The sequence below is a fragment of the Pseudomonas sp. R4-84 genome (genome assembly GCF_054130985.1).
Map to the genome: position 1 here is coordinate 923,244 of NZ_CP096390.1, position 20,376 is coordinate 943,619.

The following is a 20,376-nucleotide window of genomic DNA, read 5'->3' on the forward strand; positions in this document are numbered from 1 at the left end:
AACAAAAAAGGCCGCGATCCATTGGATCGCGGCCTTTTCACATCCAGATGATCACCTCAAACCGAATCCAGCTCCGGTTCATCTGCCTGGACGTTTATCGTGGCCTTCACGGCATCATGGCGACGAATGTATTTCCAGTCCGCCTCATCGATGTAGATGCCGTTCGGGCCGCTGCCGCCCTCCAGGTCGATGGCGACACTGGCGCAGACCTGTGGCTTCACGCTCGCCAGGATCGGCACGAAGCCCAGTTGCAGACTGGTTTCCAGCAGTGCGGCCTGGTTCTTCTCGTCGATGTCCGCCGCTTCGTCCAGGTAGTACGGCAGGCGCACGCGGCCGGCCTGTTCACGGTCCATCAGGTGCAGCAACAAGTACATGTTGGTCAGCGCCTTGATGGTCATGGTAGTGCCGTTGGACGCCGCGCCGTCGATGTCGGTGTGGATCACCGGCTGGCCATTGACCTTGGTGATCTCGAATGCCAGTTCGAACAGGTCCTTGAGGCCGAGCTGGTTGTGGTTCGCCGCCACCAGTCGTGCCAGGTATTCCTTGGCTTCTTCGTTCTTGTTGTCCTGCTCGGCGCTCTGGCTGAGGTCGAAAACCGACAGCGTCTCGCCTTCCTCGTACTGGCCGGCGCTGTGGATGATCTGGTCGATGTGCTTGAGCGCTTCCTTGTTCGGCGCCAGGACGATACGGAAGCTCTGCAGGTTGGACACCTGACGCTTGTTGATCTCGCGGTTGAACAGCGCCAGTTGATGCTCGAGGCTGTCGTAGTCGCTGCGGATGTTGCGCAGGGTTCGGGCAATGTCTGTGACGGCCGCGCGGCGCGCCTTGCCCAGGGTCAGGGCCTCGTCGGTGCGGTGGGCATAGGCGTTGATCAGCAGTTGCAGGCGCCGCTCCATGTCGTCTTCGCTGTCGAACTTGGCCACGCCCTTGAGGCGTACCTGGGCATACAAGGCCTCGATCTGACCGTCAACCCGCAGCAGCCCTTGCCAGCTGTCCTGGTAGTCGTTGAGCAGTGGCAGCAGGTTGTCCATGGAATCGTCGACCGGGTCCATGAATGGCGTACCGAACGGCAGGTCCGCCGGCAGCAACTGGCGACGGCGCAGGGCGTCGTCGAGGGTTCGCTGCTTGGCTTCCATGTCGGCGATCTGCCGGCCCACCAGTTGCAACTTGGCGGACAACTGCTGGACGCGCTCGGTGAAGGCATCGCTGGAGCGCTTGAGCTCATCCTGGGCGGCTTCCATCTGCGCCAGTTGCTCGAGCTTCTCGCCCTCTTCGGCACTCAAGGTCTGGGTGCGACGGAAGTCTTCCAGGGCTTTCTGTGCATCCAGCACTTGTTGGTACAGCGCCTCGGTCTGGGTCTTGCTTGCGGCGCGGTCGGCGGCCACGGCTTGCTGGGTCTTGAGCTGCTTGAGTTCTTTTTCCAGACGCTCTTTCTGATCCCGCAGCGCGGCACGGTCGGCCAGGGCTTGCAGGGCCGGCGGCTCGATGTGGGACAGGTCGATGGACAGGCCCGGCACTTCGAACCGCTCGCCCTTGAACCCGTCGAGGATCAGCTCCATGGACTTGACCCACTCGCCGTTCTCATCCAGCGCGATGCCATGTTCGCCCAACGGCAGGCTGAACAGGGCGCTGTTGAACAAGCGCATCAGGCGTTCCACGTCCTGCTGGGAGAACTCTTCGCGCAGGCGGGCGTAGCTGTTGTTGTCGGCGTGGTCGAGTTGCTGCTTGACCGACTTGAGGCGTTTTTCCAGGTCCCGCAGGCGCTCTTCCAGGTCTTCGGCGCTGAATTGACGGGACTGGGCCAGGGCGCCGGCCAGTTCGTCGTGAGCGTCCTTGGCGGCGAGCAGTTGCTGCTCCAGGACCTTGGCGTCATCCACCAGGGCAAAGCGATGCTTGAGCACCGACAGCTCGCCTAGCCAACGCTGGATGCCGCTGATTTCCCGCTCCAGGCGCATCAGCTCCTGAGTGCCGCCGCGTTGGTCGTTCTGCAGCGAATCCTGCTCGTTGCGGTAATGCTCGGCTTGGATGGTCAGCTCTTCCTTGCGTGCACTGGCGTAATCCGACCAGGTGCCCAGCAGCGAGTCGAGCAGCGGCGAGAGGCGATGCAGTTTGCCCCGCAGGACATCGCGCTGCTTCACGCCATTGGCCAAGGCTTCCACCAGCGGACCGGCCGCCACGAGTGAGTTGTAGTCCTGCTCCATGCGTCGTACGTCGCGGAAGGCTTCTTCGCACGCCGCGATGTAGTCCACGCTGCCGGAGCGCAGGCTGTGCTCGAACGCATCGAGGAAAAGTTGTTTGAGCTTGGCCGCGGTGATTTCACGCATGTGCAGCAGGTTGATGAACAACGCGCGGAAGGTCTTGAGGCTTTGCTCGCTGGTGGAGCGAAGCGGAATCAGCGTCAGGTCCAGCGGAATCGAAGTGTGGCCGCCCACCAGCAGGCGACGCAGTTCATCCGGCTTGAGTTCGTAGGCTTTCAGGCCCTCGCGCTCCAGGTTGGTGAACAGTTCTTTCTGCCGCAGGCAGGTGTCGTTTTTCTGGTAATGAGCCAGGTCCAGTTTGCCGGCATAGGCAAAGAACTGGTGGCCGAAACCGCCGCCAGGGCCGCGACCTACCACGCCAATCACGTGTGGGCCGTGGGGCAGGGCGACTTCCACCAGAATGTAGCTGGTGTCGGAGGCAAAGTAGAAGCGCCGGGATTGTTCCAGGCTGTACTTGCCGAAACTCATGTCCGACATGCGCGCCAGGATCGGAAACTGAAGGGCGTTGATCGAGGCGGATTTACCCAGGTTGTTCGCGCCGTACACCGACAGCGGTTCCTCCAGGGGGAACAGGCCGAGGCTGTAGCCAGCGGTGTTCAAAAGGGCAAAGCGGCGGATGCCGTAGCGTTCCTTGCTCATGCGTCGGTCTCCTGTTCTTCGGCAATGGCGCGGGCCAGTGCGTCTTCTTCGCTTTCTTCTTCACCGTCGAATTCACTGAGGTCCAGCGGGTCATCGGTCTGAAGCAGTTTTTCGTCGCTGTCTTCGTCGATCAGCACCGGCGCTGGCAGCGGCAACACGCTGTGCAGGCTGGCGGCCAGGTCGCGGTCCTGCTGGACCGACAGGCAGACGTCGAGGAAGCGATGCATTGGCGGCAGGAACCGGTACACGCCGTTCTCTTCGCTGGCGAAACCCAGTTGGGTCATGCGGCGCATGATTTTTTCTTCCAGCTCTTCCTGGGTCTGGACTTCGGCCTGGATGAACAGGTCGCGGTATTTCTCCAGCAGCGAAGGCAGCTCATCACGGCCCAGGCTGCCACCGTCGAGCACGGCGATCGGGTCGCGGCCCTGGTCGGCCAGGTGCTCGACGAGGATGAAGGTAAACAGGGCCAGGCGCTGGGCGGTCTTGTTCACGGCCGCGGCGGCCAGGTCCGGCACGAAGTAATAGAACCCGCGGGTATCGCACACCAGCTCGAAGCCCAGGGCCTTGAACAGCGTGCGGTATTGATCCTGGAAGTTCGATAATTGGGCGTACAGCTCCGGGTCGCGGCGGCTGACGTGATAACCCTTGAACAGCTCGCGGAAGATCGGCGCCAGCTGGGACAGTTCGGATAGATCAAGATGCATGGGGGATGCTCGCAGAATCCTCGGCGGCGGTGTCGCCGGCCGAGAGCAGGGCGAAGGAGCGCAGGCTGACCTGATGCTCGTGAGTATGGTAGTCGCGGCGTTCCAGACGCTCGCGCTTGAAGCGTTTTTCCCGCGACAGGCGCGAGAACCAGTACAGCAATTCGTCGGTGGCGCCGTCCGGTTCCTGCTCCAGCAGCCACGTCATCAGGTCCGGCATCGGCAGGGCGTCTTCGCAACGCTCGACCATCTCGCGCACGGTGCGTGGCGCACGCGGCGCATCGCCGCCCTTGTGGGTCTTGTGAGACTTGGGGAACCGCGCCGGTTTTGGTTCGAAGCGGGCCAGTGCATACACGTAGGCTTCGACCTGGCTGGCGCTGCCCAGGAAGGTGCTTTGCGGTCGGGTGAACAGCGGCATCGCCGCTTGCGGCACGGCATCGAGACCTTTACGGCGAATGGCGGCCAGGGCCAGGGCTGCGCCACGAGTCACGGCGTTGTGGCGGCGGGCCTCTTCGCGCAGCGGCAGCAGCAGCTCACGCGCATGGCGCAGGGTCAGCTGGGCGCTGGTCTGCATCTCCAGGATTCGCGCGTGGGTGCGCAGCAGCATGTCGTCGTCCACCAGGTGACCGAGGCGCTGCTGTTCGGTGAGCATGCGCAGCAATACATTCTCGACCTTGCGCACACCTTGCTCGAACGCGCCGTCGGCGTTCACCAACTGGATCATCGGCTCGACGTATTCGTCCCAGGTCGCCAGCACTTCGGCGTAGCGCTGGCGCAGCGGGATCTGCCGGTCGCTGGTCTTGGCCCGTTCGGCGACGGCGACCAGCGCCTGTTCGTCATTGGCGAGCTTCTTGAGAACGTCGCGCACGCGCATGTCCAGTAGGCGCAACTGGCGGGCGAGGTCGTTGCCGTCGCGCACATCGAAGGCGTCCTGGATATAGCCGGCCAGACGTTCGAGGTGGCGCAGGTAGGCTTCGATTTCCAGGCACAGGCCCAAGCGGTGTTCGCGGCGCAGGTAGGCGAGGAAATCGTGGATCTGGGCGTTGAGCTCGAAGCGGTTCGGGCTTTTCGCTACCGGTACGAGGATGTCCAGGCGGATCCACACGTCCAGCAGATGGGTGATGTCCTGGGGCGTGCTGTCCAATTGTTGGGCGGCCAGCTGTGAACGCAATTCGTTGAGGCTCAGGGTGCCCTGGTCGAAATGCTCACACAAAGGTTCCAGCAATGCCCAGTGTTCAGCGAGGGCGCGCAAGACGCGCTTGGGTTCGATCATCGCAATGGCCGTCGGGTTGGCAATTAAAAGCGGCGATTGTACTGCATCGGGCCGGTTGCGATTCACCCCCGAGACGGACTGTCGTCGCGTATTGATCAACTAATCCACCGACAGGGAAGCGGTCCGCGCCGAAGGGCGGTAGAATCGCTGCCACTTTCAGTTATCCCCAAGTGGCCGACCTTTGCTTATCGAGTCCCGTCGCCGCGCTTATCTGACCGCCATGCAGGTGGTCAATTGGCTGCCGCGTACCGAATTGCCCTTTGCCGCGCCATCGCGGCCTGAGCTGTTGCAAACGCCTGAGCCGGTGGAAATCGCGCCGCCTCACGCAGCGCCCGTAGCCAAGGCTGCCGCCGAACCGGTTGCGCCTGCCGCTGAACGGCCGAAAATCGAAGTCCCGCGTCCGAGCCTGGCCTCGACCCGTACGAATGCCAAACCGGTAGAAGAGGCCGACGTAGCGCCGGCCCCGATCAAGGTCGCCCATGTGCCGCCGCCGCGCTTCGCCCTGCAATTGCTGCGGGCCGGGCGTTGCCTGTTGCTGGTGGAGTTACCCACAGGCGAGCCATTCCAAAGCCGCGATCCCGCTTACCTGTTGCTCAAAGACATGCTGCGCGCCGCTGGCCTGCCGGACAGCCCACAGATCATTGGCGAACCGGTGCGCTGGCCGTTGTTGTCGCGGGGCACGATGGATCAGGGGCCCGAGGCGGCTCGGGATTTCGTCCAGGGATTCGTCTCGGCGCGGCTCGAAGACGAACCGTGTGTGTGCTTGTGGCTGGTTGGCCTGCCCGCGGTGAAATTCGCTGGCGAGGCGGACTTCGACGCGTTCTACCGTGAATTGCAGGTCGAAGGCCTGGGCTCTGCCTGGGCGTTGCCGGGGCTTGAATCGTTAATGGAAACGCCACAGCGCAAGGCTGAAGTCTGGCAAGCCATGCGCCGGCTGATGGCGCGCTGGAAAGAATCGAATGAGTGACGCTGTATCGTTCCGCCCGATGACCGAGGCGGACCTCGACGCTGTGCTGAAGATTGAATACGCGGCCTATAGCCACCCGTGGACCCGCGGGATATTTCTTGATGGGCTGGGCAAATACCAGATCTGGCTGATGTTCGAAGGCCAGCAGCAAGTCGGCCATGGGGTGGTGCAGATCATCCTGGATGAGGCGCACCTGCTTAACATCACCGTCAAACCGGAAAACCAAGGGCGGGGCTTGGGCCTGCGGCTGTTGGAACACCTCATGTCGATTGCCTACAAGGCCGAGGCGCGTGAGTGCTTCCTGGAAGTGCGCGACAGCAATCGCACGGCGTTCCGACTGTATGAGCGCTATGGCTTCAACGAGGTTGGGCGGCGCCGCGACTATTACCCTGCCGTGGGTGGGCGCGAGGATGCGGTGGTCATGGTGTGTACGCTGGTGGATTGAATCGACTGGTCTGCGGTCATCGCGAGCAGGCCCGCTCCCACAGGGTCAATGGCGTTCCCAAAACCTGAGAGCACAAAACCACTGTGGGAGCGGTGGCGTTACCGGTCAGCGCTTGCCGTCGAGCGGATCGATATCGGCCATTTCCGCTTCGTCCAACCCGTCGCCTCCACCTATATCGTCTTCTCCAACGACGCTCAGGTCCCAATCGGCCTGTTCATCCTCGCCGGCCTCGTGGGCATCCCGGGCACCGTCTTCGTGGATCAAGGTTTCGGGGCTCATGTCATCATCGGTCGGCTGGCGGTCTTCCATTGAGGCCCCTGTCATGCCCGCTTCACGCACGCGTTCATCCGGCATCAGTTGCTCGCGTTCTTCCTCCGGCAATTCATCGCCGATCCTGGCGTCGTATTCATCGTCATCGAATTCCAGCTCACGCATCGAGCCCATGCGGTCTTCGTTGTCGTCGATGGGTTCCGGTTGCACCGCATCGTAGGGACGTCGTGAATCATTCATGGCAATTCCTCATACTGTGGGCCTTACTAAGAGTCGACCGATTGTGGGGCCAGGAATTCCAATGCATCGCCGACGTGACCTCGACCGGCGGTCGTCTGTCACAGTTGGGCACTCTCTATCGAGGCTGGACAGCATGAATGAATTACAAGATCTGATTGATAACAACGCGCGCTGGGCCGATGCGATCAAGCAGGAGGATCCTGACTTCTTCGCCAAGCTGGCTCGTCAGCAGACCCCTGAATACCTGTGGATCGGCTGCTCCGATGCGCGGGTACCGGCCAACGAAATCGTTGGCATGTTGCCGGGTGATCTGTTCGTGCACCGCAATGTCGCCAACGTCGTACTGCACACTGACCTGAATTGCCTTTCGGTCATCCAATACGCAGTCGACGTGCTTAAGGTCAAGCACATCCTGGTGACGGGTCACTACGGCTGCGGCGGCGTGCGTGCTTCGATGCAGGACCGCCAACTGGGCCTGATCGACGGCTGGCTGCGCTCGATTCGCGATCTGTATTACGAGCATCGCGATGCCTTGGCCAAGCTCCCCTCCGAAGAAGAACGCGTGGACCGTTTGTGCGAGCTCAACGTGATCCAGCAAGTGGCGAACGTGGGCCACACCAGCATCGTGCAGAACGCCTGGCACCGTGGGCAGAAGTTGTCGATTCATGGCTGCATCTACGGCATCAAGGACGGCCGCTGGAAAAGCCTGGACACCACGATCAGCGGCTTCGAGCAACTGCCGCCGCAGTATCGACTACGTCCGGTCGACGCGCCCTGAGGGCAACCTCTAGTCGCGATGACAACGGCGCCGCCAGTGCCGCAAAAATTCCATTCCTCGCTCATTCGGCGATTCGTCATAGCCAGTGATCCAGCCGTGGCAGTTGGATGAACCGCACCGGCAGGCGAATTGCCGATACAGCTTGCGTTCAGTACTGGCGTAGTCCATCGCCAGGCGGTCGCCTTCACGGATATCCGTCAGGGACCACAGCCACAATTCGCTCATGTCCAGGAAGACATTGGGATTGCAGGAGTGCAGCAGCAATCCGGCGAAGTGTGGGTCGTACATGTGGACATCCGGCAGAAGCTGCAATGTGTGCAGGCGTCGGCGGCTGATCAGCAACCCCGATACCCTGCACATCCGCGTCATGGGGGCGAATGGCTTGCGGGCGATGATCCCATTGCCGCGACCGGCGTTGGTCTGGCGCACTTCAAAATCGCGCACCGAGGGATAGCCCTGGCGAGGGCTGAATTGTTTTCCCGGATAGATGCAGTCCCGGGTCTTTGAATCGACGCAATTGTCGATGAATTCGATCATGACCGTCCTTGTCGGTGCTGGACACTCGACTTTTCAGCGCTGGCCTCCAGCCGGCGGCGGTTAAAAACTCCAATAGCTTCCTCCAAGCCGTAGTGCGTATCTACTGTCGACTCTGACAGGTGCCATAAGCGCTTTCCCGTGTGAGCGCAGGCTTACACAGGAAAGGCTCGTCAGGGTTTATACGGCTTCGGCCGGTAAGGGCATGGGCACTTTCAACTGCTGCAGTTGCGATTTGACCGGTGGTGTTTCGCACTTCTTGTCTGCGTCCACCTCGCTCAGCTTGCGAACCGAGGTATAGAACAGCTCGCAAGTCTGCTCTTTTTGCGTGACCTGCCACGTCTGGGTGCATCGGCTCAGCAATGCGCTCGGGTCGGTACCTGGCTTGCTGCCCATTCCGGCCTGCCAGCATGCAGCGCTCAGGTCCTGGCCCATGACTTTCAAGCCCGCGGCATCGGCCTTGGCCTGGTCGCCGTCATAACTGTCCGGATCGGCTGCGTACCAGATGTAGCTGGGGTGGTTGGAGCCCAGCACCGGAACCTTGGCCCCCGGCGCAGGCTCGATGGTCGCCAGGCCGAGTACCGCCACGGTCTGGCCGTATTGGGTCTTGATCCAGTCCCGGACGGGCGCTCCGAAAGCCACCATCGGCAGCGACGCCCCGCTGGCGTTCCGAGTGACTTCCTTGACCATGGTGGTCTGGTAATCGTTGAAATAGCTATACAGGCCGGCGAGTGTACTGCCCGCATTGGACGGCGCCGCAATGGGCGCGATGTCGATGATGGTCTGGTAAGCAGGCGTGTCCCCGGCGGCGATGCCGTTGGCGGTCAGCAGCGTGGCCCAGCGGTCGGTGGTGGCCGACTCCAGGTAATCCTGGGCCTGGGTCAGCGAATAATCCGGCGGGAAGTGCAGCAGCTCGACGCTCTTGCGGTTCTCCAGCGCCATGCCCAGGGGCAGGAACAGGTACCAGTTGTAGGCCCATTTTTTATCGGTGTTGAGTTTCGTGGCGCCGTTATAGGCGAGGTCGCCGGCGTTGAGCAAGGCGGCCAACGGTTGGCCATAACTCTTCGGCACGCCGCTGATGTTGGCGTAGACGGTGCCGTTGTCGCTTTTGACCTCGACTTTGGCCGCGTCGTAGCCGTCGCGCTGGACGCTTTGCGTCAAATAATGCTCGACGGTCTGCTCGAGTGTCCAGTTGCGAAAACAGATGACATTGCAGTTGTTGGGGTAAGCGAAGAGGCGGGTGACGCGTTCGGTGCTGCCAAGGTTGACACCGATGTCGGCGGCTTGGGCGGTGGCGCTCAAGGCCAAGGCGGCGAGAGGAAGTACGGCGAGTTTGAACATGCTCAGATCCTTTTCAGCGTGGGCCCTTGGAAACAGGGTGTATCCATACTGAAACAGACGGAGCCGAAGAAGAAGTGGGCCGATGGAAAATCGGCCCTTTTTTATGGCTTTATGGCATTACTGGCGGCAAATAGGTCAGCGTGGTCCCCAGGGCCCACAGCAGCACCAATACCAGCGGCGTGTGAACCAGCAACTGCACGAAAGAGAATCCGATCAAGTCCCGCGCTTTCAACCCCAGAACGCCCAGCAACGGCAGCATGTAGAACGGGTTGATCAGGTTCGGCAGTGCTTCGGCGGCGTTATAGATCTGCACGGCCCAGCCCAAGTGGTAGTTCAGGTCGTTGGCCACCTGCATGACATAGGGCGCTTCGATGATCCACTTACCGCCGCCGGAAGGAATGAAAAAGCCCAGCACCGCCGAGTAGACGCCCATCAACAGGGCGTAGGTGTCATGGGAAGCGATCTGTACGAAAAAGGTCGAGATATGGTGTGCCAGCGTCTGCGCATCGCTGCCCTTGACGGTGGTCAACAGTGCGGCAATCGATCCGTACAACGGGAACTGGATCAGCACGCCGGTGGTGGTTGGCACGGCGCGGGCCACGGCATCGAGAAAACTGCGTGGCCGCCAGTGGAGCAAGGCGCCCAACATGATGAACAGAAAGTTATAGGTGTTGAGCCCGGAAATGGCGCTGATGGCCGGCTTGGTCGAAAACTCATGGAACAGCCAACCAGCGGCGAGCAGCACCAATGCAATGGTCAACAGCGGGCTGTGTTCCAGCCATTCCCCGGGGCGGGTGCGCGGTTGCAGCGCCGGCATGCTGAAACTGGGGTCGATCCCGCAGGCGGCGGCGTCACGGGCGCTGTTGGGGCCCGGCGCGGTGGCATACGCGATGATCACCGAGATCACGATCAGCGCCAGCAGCATCACACCGGACTGCCAGAGGAAAATCGTCTGGGTAAAAGGGATGACGCCGGTAATCGACAGGATCGATGGCGGCAGGCTGGCCGGGTTGGCTTGCAATTGCGCGGCCGAAGAAGACAACCCCAGCGCCCACACCGCGCCCAGGCCCAGGTAAGCGGCAGCGCCAGCGGCGCGATAATCCATCTTCAAGTCGGCGCGCCGGGCGAGGGCACGCACCAGCAGGCCGCCGAACACCAGCGACAGCCCCCAGTTGAGCAGCGATGCGACCATGGAGATCACGGCCACCCACGCCACCGCGGAGCGGCCATTGCTGGGAATGCGCGCCAGGCGGTCGATCAGCTTGACGGCTGGAGGCGAGCTGGCCACTACATAACCGCCAATCACCACGAACGCCATTTGCATGGTGAAGGGAATCAGGCTCCAGAACCCATCGCCGAAAGCCATGGCTGCGGCAGTGGGCGTGGCGCCAATGAGCTGCGTCGCCAGCGTGACCACCAGCACCGCCAGCGCGGCAAAGACCCAGGAGTCGGGGAACCAGCGCTCGGCAAAACTGGAACAGCGCAGCGCGAAGCGGGCGGAACGGCTGTCTTCAATGTCAGTGGTCACGGCAATTACCTCGGGTTTTTATGATTATCGGTATCTGGAGCGACGAAGCATCGGCGGTCGGGCGCCAATATTGGAACATTCCAATGACCGTGGGAGACGGACCGGCGTTCGGAGTACGACGTGATTTTTTTCAGACCGAACACCGGCGCTCTTCAGAAAAAAATCCTTGGGCCGATGGCAAGGAACAGCAGTAATTCTCCTGCCTGCCGGAGCTTGCCATGTTCAACAATCGCTTGAAGCAGGAGCTGCTCGCTCTTCGCCAAGAACTCTCCAGTCTCATGCAGATAAAAGAGAGCCTTGATCGCGAAATGCTCGGTTTGACCCTCGATGCTGAGGGGAGGATACAGTCGGTCAACCAGAACTTTCTCGATGACATGCGTTACAAGAGCCAAGACCTGATTGGCCGTTCTGTCGAGGAACTGGTACCGGCTTACCTGAAGTCCAATGAATTCCAGGCGCGCTTCAAGACCGCGCTGACCCGTGGCGAGCATTTTTCCGGCGCCGTGCGCCTGATGCGGGGCGACGGCAAAGAGGCCTGGCTGCGCTCGATCCTCCAGCCCATACGCAATGCCGAGGGGCGAATTCGTTCTTTTTCGATGTACTCCAACGACCTCACTCGCACCATCGAAAACTCCCGCGAGCATGAGAACCTGATAAGTGCCCTGGTGCATTCGACGGCGGTAATCGAGTTCGACCTGGGTGGCCATGTATTGACGGCCAATGACCGTTTCCTCAATGCGATGGGTTACAGCCTCGCGCAGATCAAGGGCAAGCATCACCGTACGTTTTGCGAGCCTGAGCAATACAACAGCGCGACCTATCAGCAGTTCTGGAAGCGTTTGAACAGCGGCGAGTTCGTTGCCGGGCGCTTCAAGCGTATCGACAGCAGCGGTCGCGAGGTGTGGCTGGAAGCTTCCTATAATCCGGTGGTCGATGCCAACGATCGCCTGTACAAGATCGTCAAGTTCGCCACCAACATCACCGACCAGGTCAAGCAGGAAAAAGCCGTTGCCGCGGCCGCCAACATCGCCTACAGCACTTCCCTGCAAACCGATAACAGCGCCCAGCGCGGCACCACCGTCGTGACCCAGGCCGTGGACGTGATGCGCGACCTGGCCCGGCATATGCAGACCGCTGGCCAGGGTATCGAGGCACTGAACGAACAGTCGCTGGTCATCGGAACCATCGTCAAGACCATCAGCGGCATCGCCGAACAGACCAACCTGCTGGCGCTCAACGCCGCAATCGAGGCTGCCCGGGCCGGTGAACAAGGGCGCGGTTTTGCGGTGGTGGCCGATGAGGTCCGGCAACTGGCGTCGCGTACCAGCCAGGCAACCGATGAGATCGTCGGCGTCGTTCGCCAGAACCAGGACATGGCCCGCAATGCCGTGGCGCTGATGACCGACGGCCAACACCAGGCTGAACAGGGCCTGGCCTTGGCGGCCGAGGCGGGAACGGTAATCGTCGAGATCCAGGACGGCGCGAAGAAAGTCGTGGACGCGGTGAGCCAGTTTGCCAATCAGTTATCAACATAAGGGCGATTTATTGTTGTTTTTTACAAATTAATTATCGTATTTCGATAATTTTAGGGCTATGTTCTGGGCTCCTTTCGTTCTGTTGGAGCCTCACATGGGTTCGAATCGCCTAGCTGTTTATAGTCAACGCATGGCTGCCATCACGCTGATATTCATTGCGGCCATGATGGTCATCAATGCCCTGGTCTGGGTGTTTCCTGATATCGAGTCGCAGTACGGCCTGGGCTTTGCGTTGACTCAGCGTCAGTTGTCCAGCCTGTCAGGGGAGGCGACCTTGTTGACTGGTTGGCAGAGCCTCGGCGCGATCTTCTTATCGAGTATCCCTCTGCTGGCGCTGACAGTCGGGCTGGTCAATCTGCGACAGCTCTTCAAGCGCTATGCGCAGGGGCAGTATTTCTCCGGCGAAGCCGCCATTGCACTGGGCAAGGCCGGCCGCGCGGTGGCATTGTGGGTGCTGCTGGATTTCCTGTGCGAACCTTTGTTGAGCCTGCTGCTCACGATCAATGCGCCCGTTGGCCAGCGATTGCTGAGCTTGAGCATCACCGCGCCGTCCTTCGTCGCTTTGTTTCTGGCGGCGTGCATTGCGATCATTGCCCGGATACTGTCCCAAGCCGCTGAAGTCGATTCAGAAAACCGAACTTTCGTTTGAGATACCCATGCCTATCGTGATTCAACTTGATGTGATGCTGGCGATGCGCAAGGTCAAGTCCAAGGATCTTGCCGCCGCCATTGGCATCACCGAGGCCAACCTTTCCCTGTTGAAGCAGGGAAAGGTCAAGGGCATACGTTTGGCGACCCTGGAAGCCATCTGTGACTATCTGCACTGTCAGCCGGCCGACCTGCTGGTTTACCAGCCGCGAAGCGAATCCGATCAGTCGCCCAGCGCTTGACCTTCGCGCCTTGGATCTGCCCCGCCAGCCAGCGAGGATTTCCCTTGGCCATCACGCACCCGGATGATCGCCTGGGTGCCGCTGGTCATGTCGATTTCGCCCACTGTGTGGCCTTTGTCTTTCAACGCCTGGACCAACGCCGGGCTGAATTGCCCTTGTTCCAGTTCGGTGGGGCCATTGCGGCTGCCGAAGTTGGGAAGATTGATGGCGGCTTGCGGGTCCAGGTCCCAATCCAGCAGGCCGATGACGGACTTGGCGACGTATTCAATGATCTGCGATCCACCTGGGGAACCAACCGCGGCCAGCCATTCGCCGCTCTGGCGATCAAAGATCAGGGTCGGAGCCATGGATGATCGCGGGCGTTTGCCGGGCTCGACGCGGTTGGCGACTTTGCGCCCGTTCTCTTCGGGAATGAAGGAAAAGTCAGTCATCTGGTTGTTGAGCATGAATCCCTGCACCATCAAGTGCGAACCAAACGCTGACTCCACCGTGGTCGTCATCGACACGGCGCCGCCCTGGTCATCCACGGCCACTACTTGCGAGGTGGAAATTCGCAGGGGCGAGCGATCCGGCGCGAAGGCCATCTGGATGCCCGGTGGTGTTCCCGGCTTGGCAACGCCCATGCTGCGAGGGCCGATGAGGCTTGCGCGGCTCGCCAGATACGTGGGGTCGACCAGACCTTTGACCGGCACGGGGACAAAATCCTGATCGGCAACGTAGAGGGCGCGGTCAGCGTAGGCCAGGCGCTCAGCCTCGGAAATCATGTGCACGGCTTCGGGCAAAGGCTCGATACCAGCGGGGTTCGTGGATTTGATCGGTTTCAATGCCGCGAGGGCGGTTGGGCCGTCGCGCTGTTCCAGGTTCTCCAATGTTCCGAGGATCTGCGCCACGGCAATCCCGCCGGAGGAGGGCGGCGCCATGCCACAGACTTGCCAGCGTTTGTAGTCGGTGCACAACGGCGCGCGCTCGCGGGCGGCGTAACCTTTGAGGTCGCTCAACGACAGACTGCCCGGATTGGCGTGGCTTTGGACCTTGGCGACAATTTCTTCAGCAACGGGCCCTTCGTACAAAGCATTGGGGCCTTCGTTGGCAATACGCTTGAGGACGCCCGCCAGTGCCGGATTTTTAAGCAGGGTGCCCACTGCCTTGGGGCTGCCGTCGGCATTCAGGAAATAGGCGGCCATGTCGGGGGAGCCGGGTAAAGAGGCATCGGTGGCAATCATCGAGTGAAGTCGAGGCGAAATCCTGAACCCCTGTTCCGCCAATACAATCGCCGGCTCGAACAGTGTCGCCCACTTCAGGCGGCCATGTTTGCGATGGGCCAGCTCCAGGGCACGCAACACGCCCGGTGTACCCACGGAGCGGCCGCCGATCTGCGCGGCGGTAAACGGCATCGGTTTGCCGTCGGCCTGGATGAAGAGTTTTTCGGTAGCACCGGCCGGCGCCGTTTCGCGGCCGTCGTAGGTACGCACCGCCTTGCCGTCCCATAGCACAATGAACGCACCTCCGCCGATGCCGGAAGACTGCGGCTCCACCAACGTCAGCACTGCCTGCATGGCAATTGCCGCGTCGATGGCCGACCCGCCGCGCCGGAGCATTTCCCGGCCGGCTTGCGCGGCAAGCGGGTTTGCCGCGGCGGCCATGTGTTTGTCGGCATGACGTGTCTGTAGATCGGTGCGGTAGCCGGAAGCGATTTCCGGAGCCGTGGGCAAGGCAGAAGCGGACGTGGAGGAGGGCGGAGCCTTGCAGGCGACAAGTGCCAAGGCGACAGCCAGCAGCGAAACGGCTGACAGGCGATGAAGATTCGATTTGAGATCTGAAAGCACGTGTCGCTCCGTCCATGGGCCAAGGATATTGAGATCGACTGTAGCGATACGAGGCGTGGGGCGCAAATCGACGGGGGGCGGCGATTCGGCTTCGCCCCCACAAGACGTCAGGCGTTCTGCGCCTGGAGAAAAATAGAAAACAGCTCGGACTGGGACTTGATCCCCAGTTTGCTGTACATATGTTTTTTATGGACTTTTACGGTTTCGGCGGAAATTTCCAGCTTGCGAGCGATTTCCTTGCTGGAGCAACCGCTGAGCATCAAGCGCCCGACATCCAGCTCCCGTGCGGTCAATTGCGCGCCTTTGAGCTGCTGGACTGACGCTTCCAGCTGCACGCGCCAATCGGCTTGCGGCGGTGCTGGTGCAAGGGCCACCACTTCGTTGATTTCGTAAGGCAGGCGCTGGCGCAACAGGCCGAGCACCCAGGGCTGGATGAGTGACAGCAAGGCAGTCTGCTCGCCACTGAACCGCTGCTTGCTGCCCAGCGACAGGCAAAGCGTGCGGTCGCCTTCGAGCTGGCAATTGAATTGGACCTCATCGGACACCACATTCAGGCGGAAGTAACGCTGGTAGTACTCGGTCAACTCGAAATGTTCCGGTGCGACTTCCGACAGGCGATACAGCCCGGTGCGCGACTGCTCGCGACAGGCGATGTAGAACGGATCGAGCAGATACAGGCCGCGCAGATAATCCTGGAACAATTGATCCGGACTGCCGTCCGCACCCGGGCACTCTGCGAATACCTGCGGGCGCTGGTCGGCGCTGAAAAGCAGTGCTACCCAACTGTCGAAAGGTACGTATTGATCGAGCAAACGGACCAGCTGCGTCCAGAAATTAGGCTTGTCCAAGGCGTCGATCAGTTGCCCGACCGAGCGGTGCCACGCGATGTCGTCTAACGAAAGTGTCATGCCTCTACCCCTATCGGGTTACCCCAGCGGCGTGATTTCCCGCCGTGGGTCTGCTGCGCATACTGGCTCACAGACACCGACCGGGCAATCTTTCAGCCCGCCTGGTTAGAACAAGGAATACCCATGAAAGTCGAACTCGCCCAGTTGGCGGGCCGTGATAACGACACGGCCTATAACCTCGAACACGCCCTTCAGGCGATTGCCGCCTGTGCGGCCGATACGCAGTTGATCGTATTTCCCGAAACGCACCTGATGGGCTTCCCATCGCTTGAGACAGTGGCAGAAACCGCTGAGCCATTGGATGGCCCGACTGTCAGCGCGGTGCTTGCTGCGGCCCGGGAGCACAACATTGCCGTGGTCATAGGCGTGGCCGAAAACGACCGTGGTCGCTTCTACAACACCACGCTGCTGATCACCCCGCAGGGCATCGCGCTGAAGTATCGCAAGACCCACCTCTGGGCGTCGGACCGCGGTGTGTTCGAGGCCGGCGATCGTTACGCCACGTGTGAGTGGAACGGTGTGCGCGTTGGTCTGCTGATCTGCTACGACATCGAGTTCCCGGAAACCGCCCGAGCCCTGGCGCAACTGGGGGCCGAACTGCTGATCGTCACCAACGGCAACATGGACCCCTACGGGCCGACTCACCGCACCGCGATCATGGCTCGAGCCCAGGAAAACCAAGCGTATGCGCTGATGGTCAATCGGGTGGAAGAAGGGGATGGCGGGTTGGTGTTCGCAGGCGGCAGTGCGTTGGTGGACCCGCTGGGCACGCTGTTGTTCGAGGCCGGGCGCGAAGAAGGGCAGTTTGCGGTGGAATTGGACCTGAACCAACTGACGGCGGCGCGGCGTGATTATCGCTACCTCGATGATCAGCGGCTGAAGATGCCGGGAGAGATTGTCGAGCATCCCTATGGATTGCGAGAGCTGTTGATTCCTTCGCGTTGATCCTGAATCTGTGTCGTCAGGGCTTGCCCGCGAAGAGGCCCTGACAAGCAACACGTTTGCGTTGAAAAAAAACAGAACAAGAACCTAACACCCGAAATTGCGCCGAACTCGGCTCTGCCATAAATCTAATAATTCGGAGTAGTCACTCATGGCTCATTTGCAACGCACCCTGTCATTGGGGTCGGTGGTGCTGTTCGGCATCGCCTATATGACACCGATCATTGTCCTTGGCACTTTCGGTATTCTCGCTCAATCCACCTCCGGCATGGTCCCCGCCGCTTACCTGGCAGCACTGGTGGCGATGTTCTTCACCGCGATGAGCTACGGCCGAATGGCCGCGGCGTTCCCTGTCGCCGGTTCGGCCTACAGTTATGTCCGCAAGGCGATCAGCCCGAAACTCGGTTTCATCGCCGGTTGGGCGGTATTGCTCGATTACCTTTTCTTGCCCATGGCCATCTGGCTGATCGGCGCGGCCTACCTTCATTCCGCATTCCCGACCGTGCCGCAGTGGCTCTGGGTGCTGGTCTTCATTGGCATCACAAGTGCGATCAACATCGTCGGTCTGAAACTGGCCAACGGCATCAACGCGCTGTTGATGCTGGTGCAATTCCTGGTGCTGATCGCCTTCGTTGCGTTGTGCGTTCATTATGTCGGCGGGGATGCGAGCACACCGTTATGGTCGGTCGAGCCCTTTTTTAACGGTGACATGCAGATGCCATTGATCATGAGCGGCGCAGCCATCGCCTGTTATTCATTCCTGGGGTTCGACGCGGTCAGTACCCTGACCGAAGAAACCCGCGACCCGCGCCGTACCATTCCACGAGCGATCATGCTGATTACCCTGGTCGGCGGATTGATCTTCGTCAGCGTGTCGTACTTCGTGCAGATCGCCCATCCGTCGTCCCAGTTCGACAGTGTCGACGCGGCGGCCTATGAAATTGCCCGCAATATCGGTGGCGACCTGTTCGTATCGATCTTCCTGATCGGCCTGATCGTTGGCCAATTCGCGTCGGGGCTGTCGGCCCAGGCCAGCGGCTCCCGGCTGTTGTTCGCCATGGGCCGAGATGGCGTACTGCCGAAATCGTTCTTTGGCGCCTTGCATGAACGCTTCGGTACGCCGGTCAACAGCATTCTCTTGTGCGCTGTGGTCGCGTTGCTGGCGCTGAAACTGGACGTCACCACCTCAACCTCGTTCATCAACTTCGGCGCGTTCCTGGCATTCAGCCTGGTGAACCTGTCGGTGATTTTTCACTACTGGATCGGCGCGCAGAAGAAAGGGCTGCGTGAATTCGTGTTGTTCCTGCTGTTCCCGTTCGTTGGTCTGGCGGCTGATGTATGGCTGATGGTCAGCCTCGATCACTTGGCGATCTACCTTGGCCTGAGCTGGCTGGCGATTGGCGTGGTGTATCTGGCGGTGCTGACGGGAGGTTTTCGTCGCCAGCCACCGGAGATGGATTTCCAGGAAGCCACATAAATCACTACGCCCCGTGGGAATAGCTGAATCTTGCGGGGGCATTCCGGGAGATACACCCAGAAACAAGAAAGCCCGCACTAGGCGGGCTTCTTGTTGTTCAAAGACATTCAGGAACATCTTTGAACAGGACTTGGTGGTACACAGTCATTTGAACTGGATCTGTACGTCACTGTTTTTAAGGCAGTATTTTAATAGCTTAGAAATGGGCATACACGTGGGCATACACGCCCTGCTGCGCTGTGGTATTGGAAGTGCCCTTCAGACATTGACTCCTTCTGCTGCCGCGCGCCCTAAATGTTAATGGCGCATTCACAGCTTCCGTATTGGATGGTCAGGTTGGAGTAGCTCAGCTATTGAAATGAGTAGATTGTCCGCAGACCAAGGCTTCTGTAGATAGAGAGTCGGAGAGGGGACTGTTTCAGGCATCAGCTCATAGCCGGACATGAGAATTGATTTCACAGAAGGCCATTTTCCTCGGACCATTCGTATAAATTCCATTCCGTTAATCTGGCCTGGCAAACCATAGTCAACGATCACCAGGCAACAGGGCCGCTTGGATTGCAGCAGATACACCAACGCTTGATCGGCGGTTTCAAACACTACTGTTTTTGCACCAATTTCCTCTACGATCTGCCGGGTAAGCCCTCGCAGAGTCGAGTCATCCTCAACGATCAAGATTTCACCGTCGATTCGTCTTACAGCTTCCCAATCAGCGCTCATAGCTGGCCTTATCGACGCCTCAGGCGGGCGGATGATGAATGGGAGAGTGTATTCGTTATTCTCAATCTTGCGTTGGTTTGCTTGCTGGAATGAACCGGTGGGCCATCAAGCGGCCCGTTGCTGCAGACGCCAGCAAAGTGACCGGCAGGAAGAGATAGCGCCGGGGACCCTGCTGTTTTCCCAAGGTACGGGGTCGGAAACCCGCGGGATCTTGGTAGCGACAGAGATTGCAGCTTACTGAAATTTCAACGTTGAAATTGAAAGGATCCTCATGAAAAAAGGGGATCGTTACCGCAACGGTAAAGGTGAACCATTGTGTTGTTGATAGCGAACGGTTGAACCCGGTCAACCTTGGGGACACTGTAAACCACGTCAACCTGTCAACCGACGTAGAAAACTCAGTCGCTAACAAGATGCTGCGGGTTTTTTGCCCCGTACCCATCCGAAATGCCCAGGGTCCCCGGCGAACCACCAAGCGATAGGGCAAATGCACATGTGAACCGCCAGTTCACCAGGTTCACATGTTCACTAAGCTGTGCACTTTTTCGCTAACACGATCACGCGGGTTTCCGACCCGTGTCTTAAAGAAACCTCAGGGTCCCCGGTAAATTTTGGAACTGCTCCTGACGTTCGCTGGTGGCATTGGTGCTTCCGGGGAGCGGGGGAATACGCATCCTTGTGAAAAGCAGTGTTACGAGCGTTACTGGTGTAACGGTTGTCGATAACTTACTGTATTTATTGGATTTTATCGGCGTAACACTATGTTTAAGCATTAGCTTTTTAGGCGTGTTACTAAGCCAATTGGTGTAACGCTTAGAGGTCTGGTAAACCCATAAGACAGGAAAGGAGCTCTTGTCGAACTTTCGCCTGGCCATCAGCAACGATTGGCAATTAGGCACGAGCCCTTTGCTAGGCGTCAGCAAGCTATCAGCGATTAGCCCGCTGGTGTGACAGGCCGCTACCGGCCAAAAACGGTCATTCAAGAAAGACAGAAAACGACCAGAAGCAGCCTCTCAGGGCGGCGCAGAAACGGACGTCTGACAAAACACCTATTCGTCTTAAATACGATCAACGGCGAACAGCACATCGGTACGATCAGGGGGC

General features: G+C 59.9%; 17 protein-coding genes and 2 pseudogenes. 9 read left to right on the forward strand and 10 right to left on the reverse strand.

The window, feature by feature from the left end; translation table 11 throughout:
* Positions 1 to 56 precede the first annotated feature (56 nt).
* From mksF to mksB, 3 genes are read right to left on the reverse strand one after another with little or no spacing between them, the layout of a single operon-like run.
* Positions 57 to 2,897 carry an Mks condensin complex protein MksF gene (mksF, locus tag M1D68_RS04290; RefSeq protein ID WP_434609553.1) on the reverse strand — a complete coding sequence of 947 codons (2,841 nt, stop codon included), beginning with the start codon at positions 2,895 to 2,897 and terminating at the stop codon, positions 57 to 59.
* The gene (gene mksE / locus M1D68_RS04295; RefSeq protein WP_181289764.1) at positions 2,894 to 3,601 is read right to left on the reverse strand and encodes an Mks condensin complex protein MksE; all 708 of its coding nucleotides are present in this window, start codon (positions 3,599 to 3,601) and stop codon (positions 2,894 to 2,896) included. The genes mksF and mksE overlap by 4 nt, the downstream gene beginning before the upstream one ends.
* Entirely contained in the window at positions 3,591 to 4,871 is a 1,281-nt protein-coding gene (mksB, locus tag M1D68_RS04300) for an Mks condensin complex protein MksB (RefSeq protein ID WP_434562302.1), read from the reverse strand. The genes mksE and mksB overlap by 11 nt, the downstream gene beginning before the upstream one ends.
* Positions 4,872 to 5,052: 181 nt before the next feature.
* On the opposite strand from mksB, the gene M1D68_RS04305 reads away from it, so the two are divergent.
* Together M1D68_RS04305 and rimI are read left to right on the forward strand one after the other, a co-directional pair.
* Complete coding sequence (locus tag M1D68_RS04305) at positions 5,053 to 5,838, forward strand: energy transducer TonB (protein ID WP_457969397.1); 786 nt, start codon at positions 5,053 to 5,055, stop codon at positions 5,836 to 5,838.
* Positions 5,831 to 6,283 carry a ribosomal protein S18-alanine N-acetyltransferase gene (gene rimI / locus M1D68_RS04310; RefSeq protein WP_420764047.1) on the forward strand — a complete coding sequence of 151 codons (453 nt, stop codon included), beginning with the start codon at positions 5,831 to 5,833 and terminating at the stop codon, positions 6,281 to 6,283. Before M1D68_RS04305 ends, rimI begins: the two co-directional genes overlap by 8 nt.
* 105 nt (positions 6,284 to 6,388) lie before the next feature.
* On the opposite strand, the gene M1D68_RS04315 is transcribed toward rimI, so the two are convergent.
* A complete protein-coding gene (locus M1D68_RS04315) occupies positions 6,389 to 6,793 on the reverse strand; it encodes a serine kinase/phosphatase (RefSeq protein ID WP_445571320.1) in 405 nt (134 codons plus the stop codon).
* A gap of 133 nt (positions 6,794 to 6,926) precedes the next feature.
* Between M1D68_RS04315 and can the strand changes: the two genes are divergently transcribed.
* Complete coding sequence (gene can, locus M1D68_RS04320) at positions 6,927 to 7,571, forward strand: carbonate dehydratase (protein WP_457969398.1); 645 nt, start codon at positions 6,927 to 6,929, stop codon at positions 7,569 to 7,571.
* Positions 7,572 to 7,580: 9 nt separating this feature from the next.
* On the opposite strand, the gene M1D68_RS04325 is transcribed toward can, so the two are convergent.
* From M1D68_RS04325 to M1D68_RS04335, 3 genes are all read right to left on the reverse strand, one after another.
* Positions 7,581 to 8,108, reverse strand: coding sequence for an SET domain-containing protein (locus M1D68_RS04325; RefSeq protein WP_420764049.1), 528 nt, complete (start codon positions 8,106 to 8,108; stop codon positions 7,581 to 7,583).
* 177 nt (positions 8,109 to 8,285) lie between these two features.
* Positions 8,286 to 9,446, reverse strand: coding sequence for a hypothetical protein (locus tag M1D68_RS04330; protein ID WP_457969399.1), 1,161 nt, complete (start codon positions 9,444 to 9,446; stop codon positions 8,286 to 8,288).
* A gap of 109 nt (positions 9,447 to 9,555) precedes the next feature.
* Positions 9,556 to 10,974 carry a short-chain fatty acid transporter gene (locus tag M1D68_RS04335; protein ID WP_457969400.1) on the reverse strand — a complete coding sequence of 473 codons (1,419 nt, stop codon included), beginning with the start codon at positions 10,972 to 10,974 and terminating at the stop codon, positions 9,556 to 9,558.
* A gap of 374 nt (positions 10,975 to 11,348) precedes the next feature.
* On the opposite strand from M1D68_RS04335, the pseudogene M1D68_RS04340 reads away from it, so the two are divergent.
* The 4 genes and pseudogenes from M1D68_RS04340 to M1D68_RS04355 form a co-directional block, all read left to right on the forward strand.
* Positions 11,349 to 11,921 (forward strand): annotated as a pseudogene (locus tag M1D68_RS04340) (PAS domain-containing protein); the annotation flags it as partial.
* 156 nt (positions 11,922 to 12,077) lie between these two features.
* Positions 12,078 to 12,509 (forward strand): annotated as a pseudogene (locus tag M1D68_RS04345) (methyl-accepting chemotaxis protein); the annotation flags it as partial.
* Between the two features lie 130 nt (positions 12,510 to 12,639).
* The gene (locus M1D68_RS04350; protein ID WP_420764052.1) at positions 12,640 to 13,158 is read left to right on the forward strand and encodes a DUF2975 domain-containing protein; all 519 of its coding nucleotides are present in this window, start codon (positions 12,640 to 12,642) and stop codon (positions 13,156 to 13,158) included.
* Between the two features lie 7 nt (positions 13,159 to 13,165).
* Positions 13,166 to 13,399, forward strand: a complete 234-nt coding sequence (locus M1D68_RS04355) for a helix-turn-helix domain-containing protein (RefSeq protein WP_434562314.1) — start codon at positions 13,166 to 13,168, stop codon at positions 13,397 to 13,399.
* Here the strand turns inward: M1D68_RS04355 and ggt are convergent.
* On the reverse strand, positions 13,381 to 15,225 hold the full coding sequence (ggt, locus tag M1D68_RS04360; RefSeq protein ID WP_457969401.1) for a gamma-glutamyltransferase: 1,845 nt from the start codon (positions 15,223 to 15,225) through the stop codon (positions 13,381 to 13,383). The genes M1D68_RS04355 and ggt overlap by 19 nt on opposite strands.
* A 107-nt stretch (positions 15,226 to 15,332) precedes the next feature.
* Positions 15,333 to 16,133 (reverse strand): helix-turn-helix transcriptional regulator, encoded by an 801-nt coding sequence (locus M1D68_RS04365; RefSeq protein WP_420764055.1) that lies wholly within the window; start codon positions 16,131 to 16,133, stop codon positions 15,333 to 15,335.
* Positions 16,134 to 16,256: 123 nt separating this feature from the next.
* On the opposite strand from M1D68_RS04365, the gene M1D68_RS04370 reads away from it, so the two are divergent.
* Together M1D68_RS04370 and M1D68_RS04375 are read left to right on the forward strand one after the other, a co-directional pair.
* Positions 16,257 to 17,078 (forward strand): carbon-nitrogen hydrolase family protein, encoded by an 822-nt coding sequence (locus tag M1D68_RS04370; RefSeq protein ID WP_457969403.1) that lies wholly within the window; start codon positions 16,257 to 16,259, stop codon positions 17,076 to 17,078.
* A 148-nt stretch (positions 17,079 to 17,226) separates the two neighbouring features.
* On the forward strand, positions 17,227 to 18,552 hold the full coding sequence (locus M1D68_RS04375; RefSeq protein WP_420764057.1) for an APC family permease: 1,326 nt from the start codon (positions 17,227 to 17,229) through the stop codon (positions 18,550 to 18,552).
* 309 nt (positions 18,553 to 18,861) lie between these two features.
* On the opposite strand, the gene M1D68_RS04380 is transcribed toward M1D68_RS04375, so the two are convergent.
* Positions 18,862 to 19,272 (reverse strand): response regulator, encoded by a 411-nt coding sequence (locus tag M1D68_RS04380; RefSeq protein WP_457969405.1) that lies wholly within the window; start codon positions 19,270 to 19,272, stop codon positions 18,862 to 18,864.
* Between the last annotated feature and the right edge of the window lie 1,104 nt (positions 19,273 to 20,376).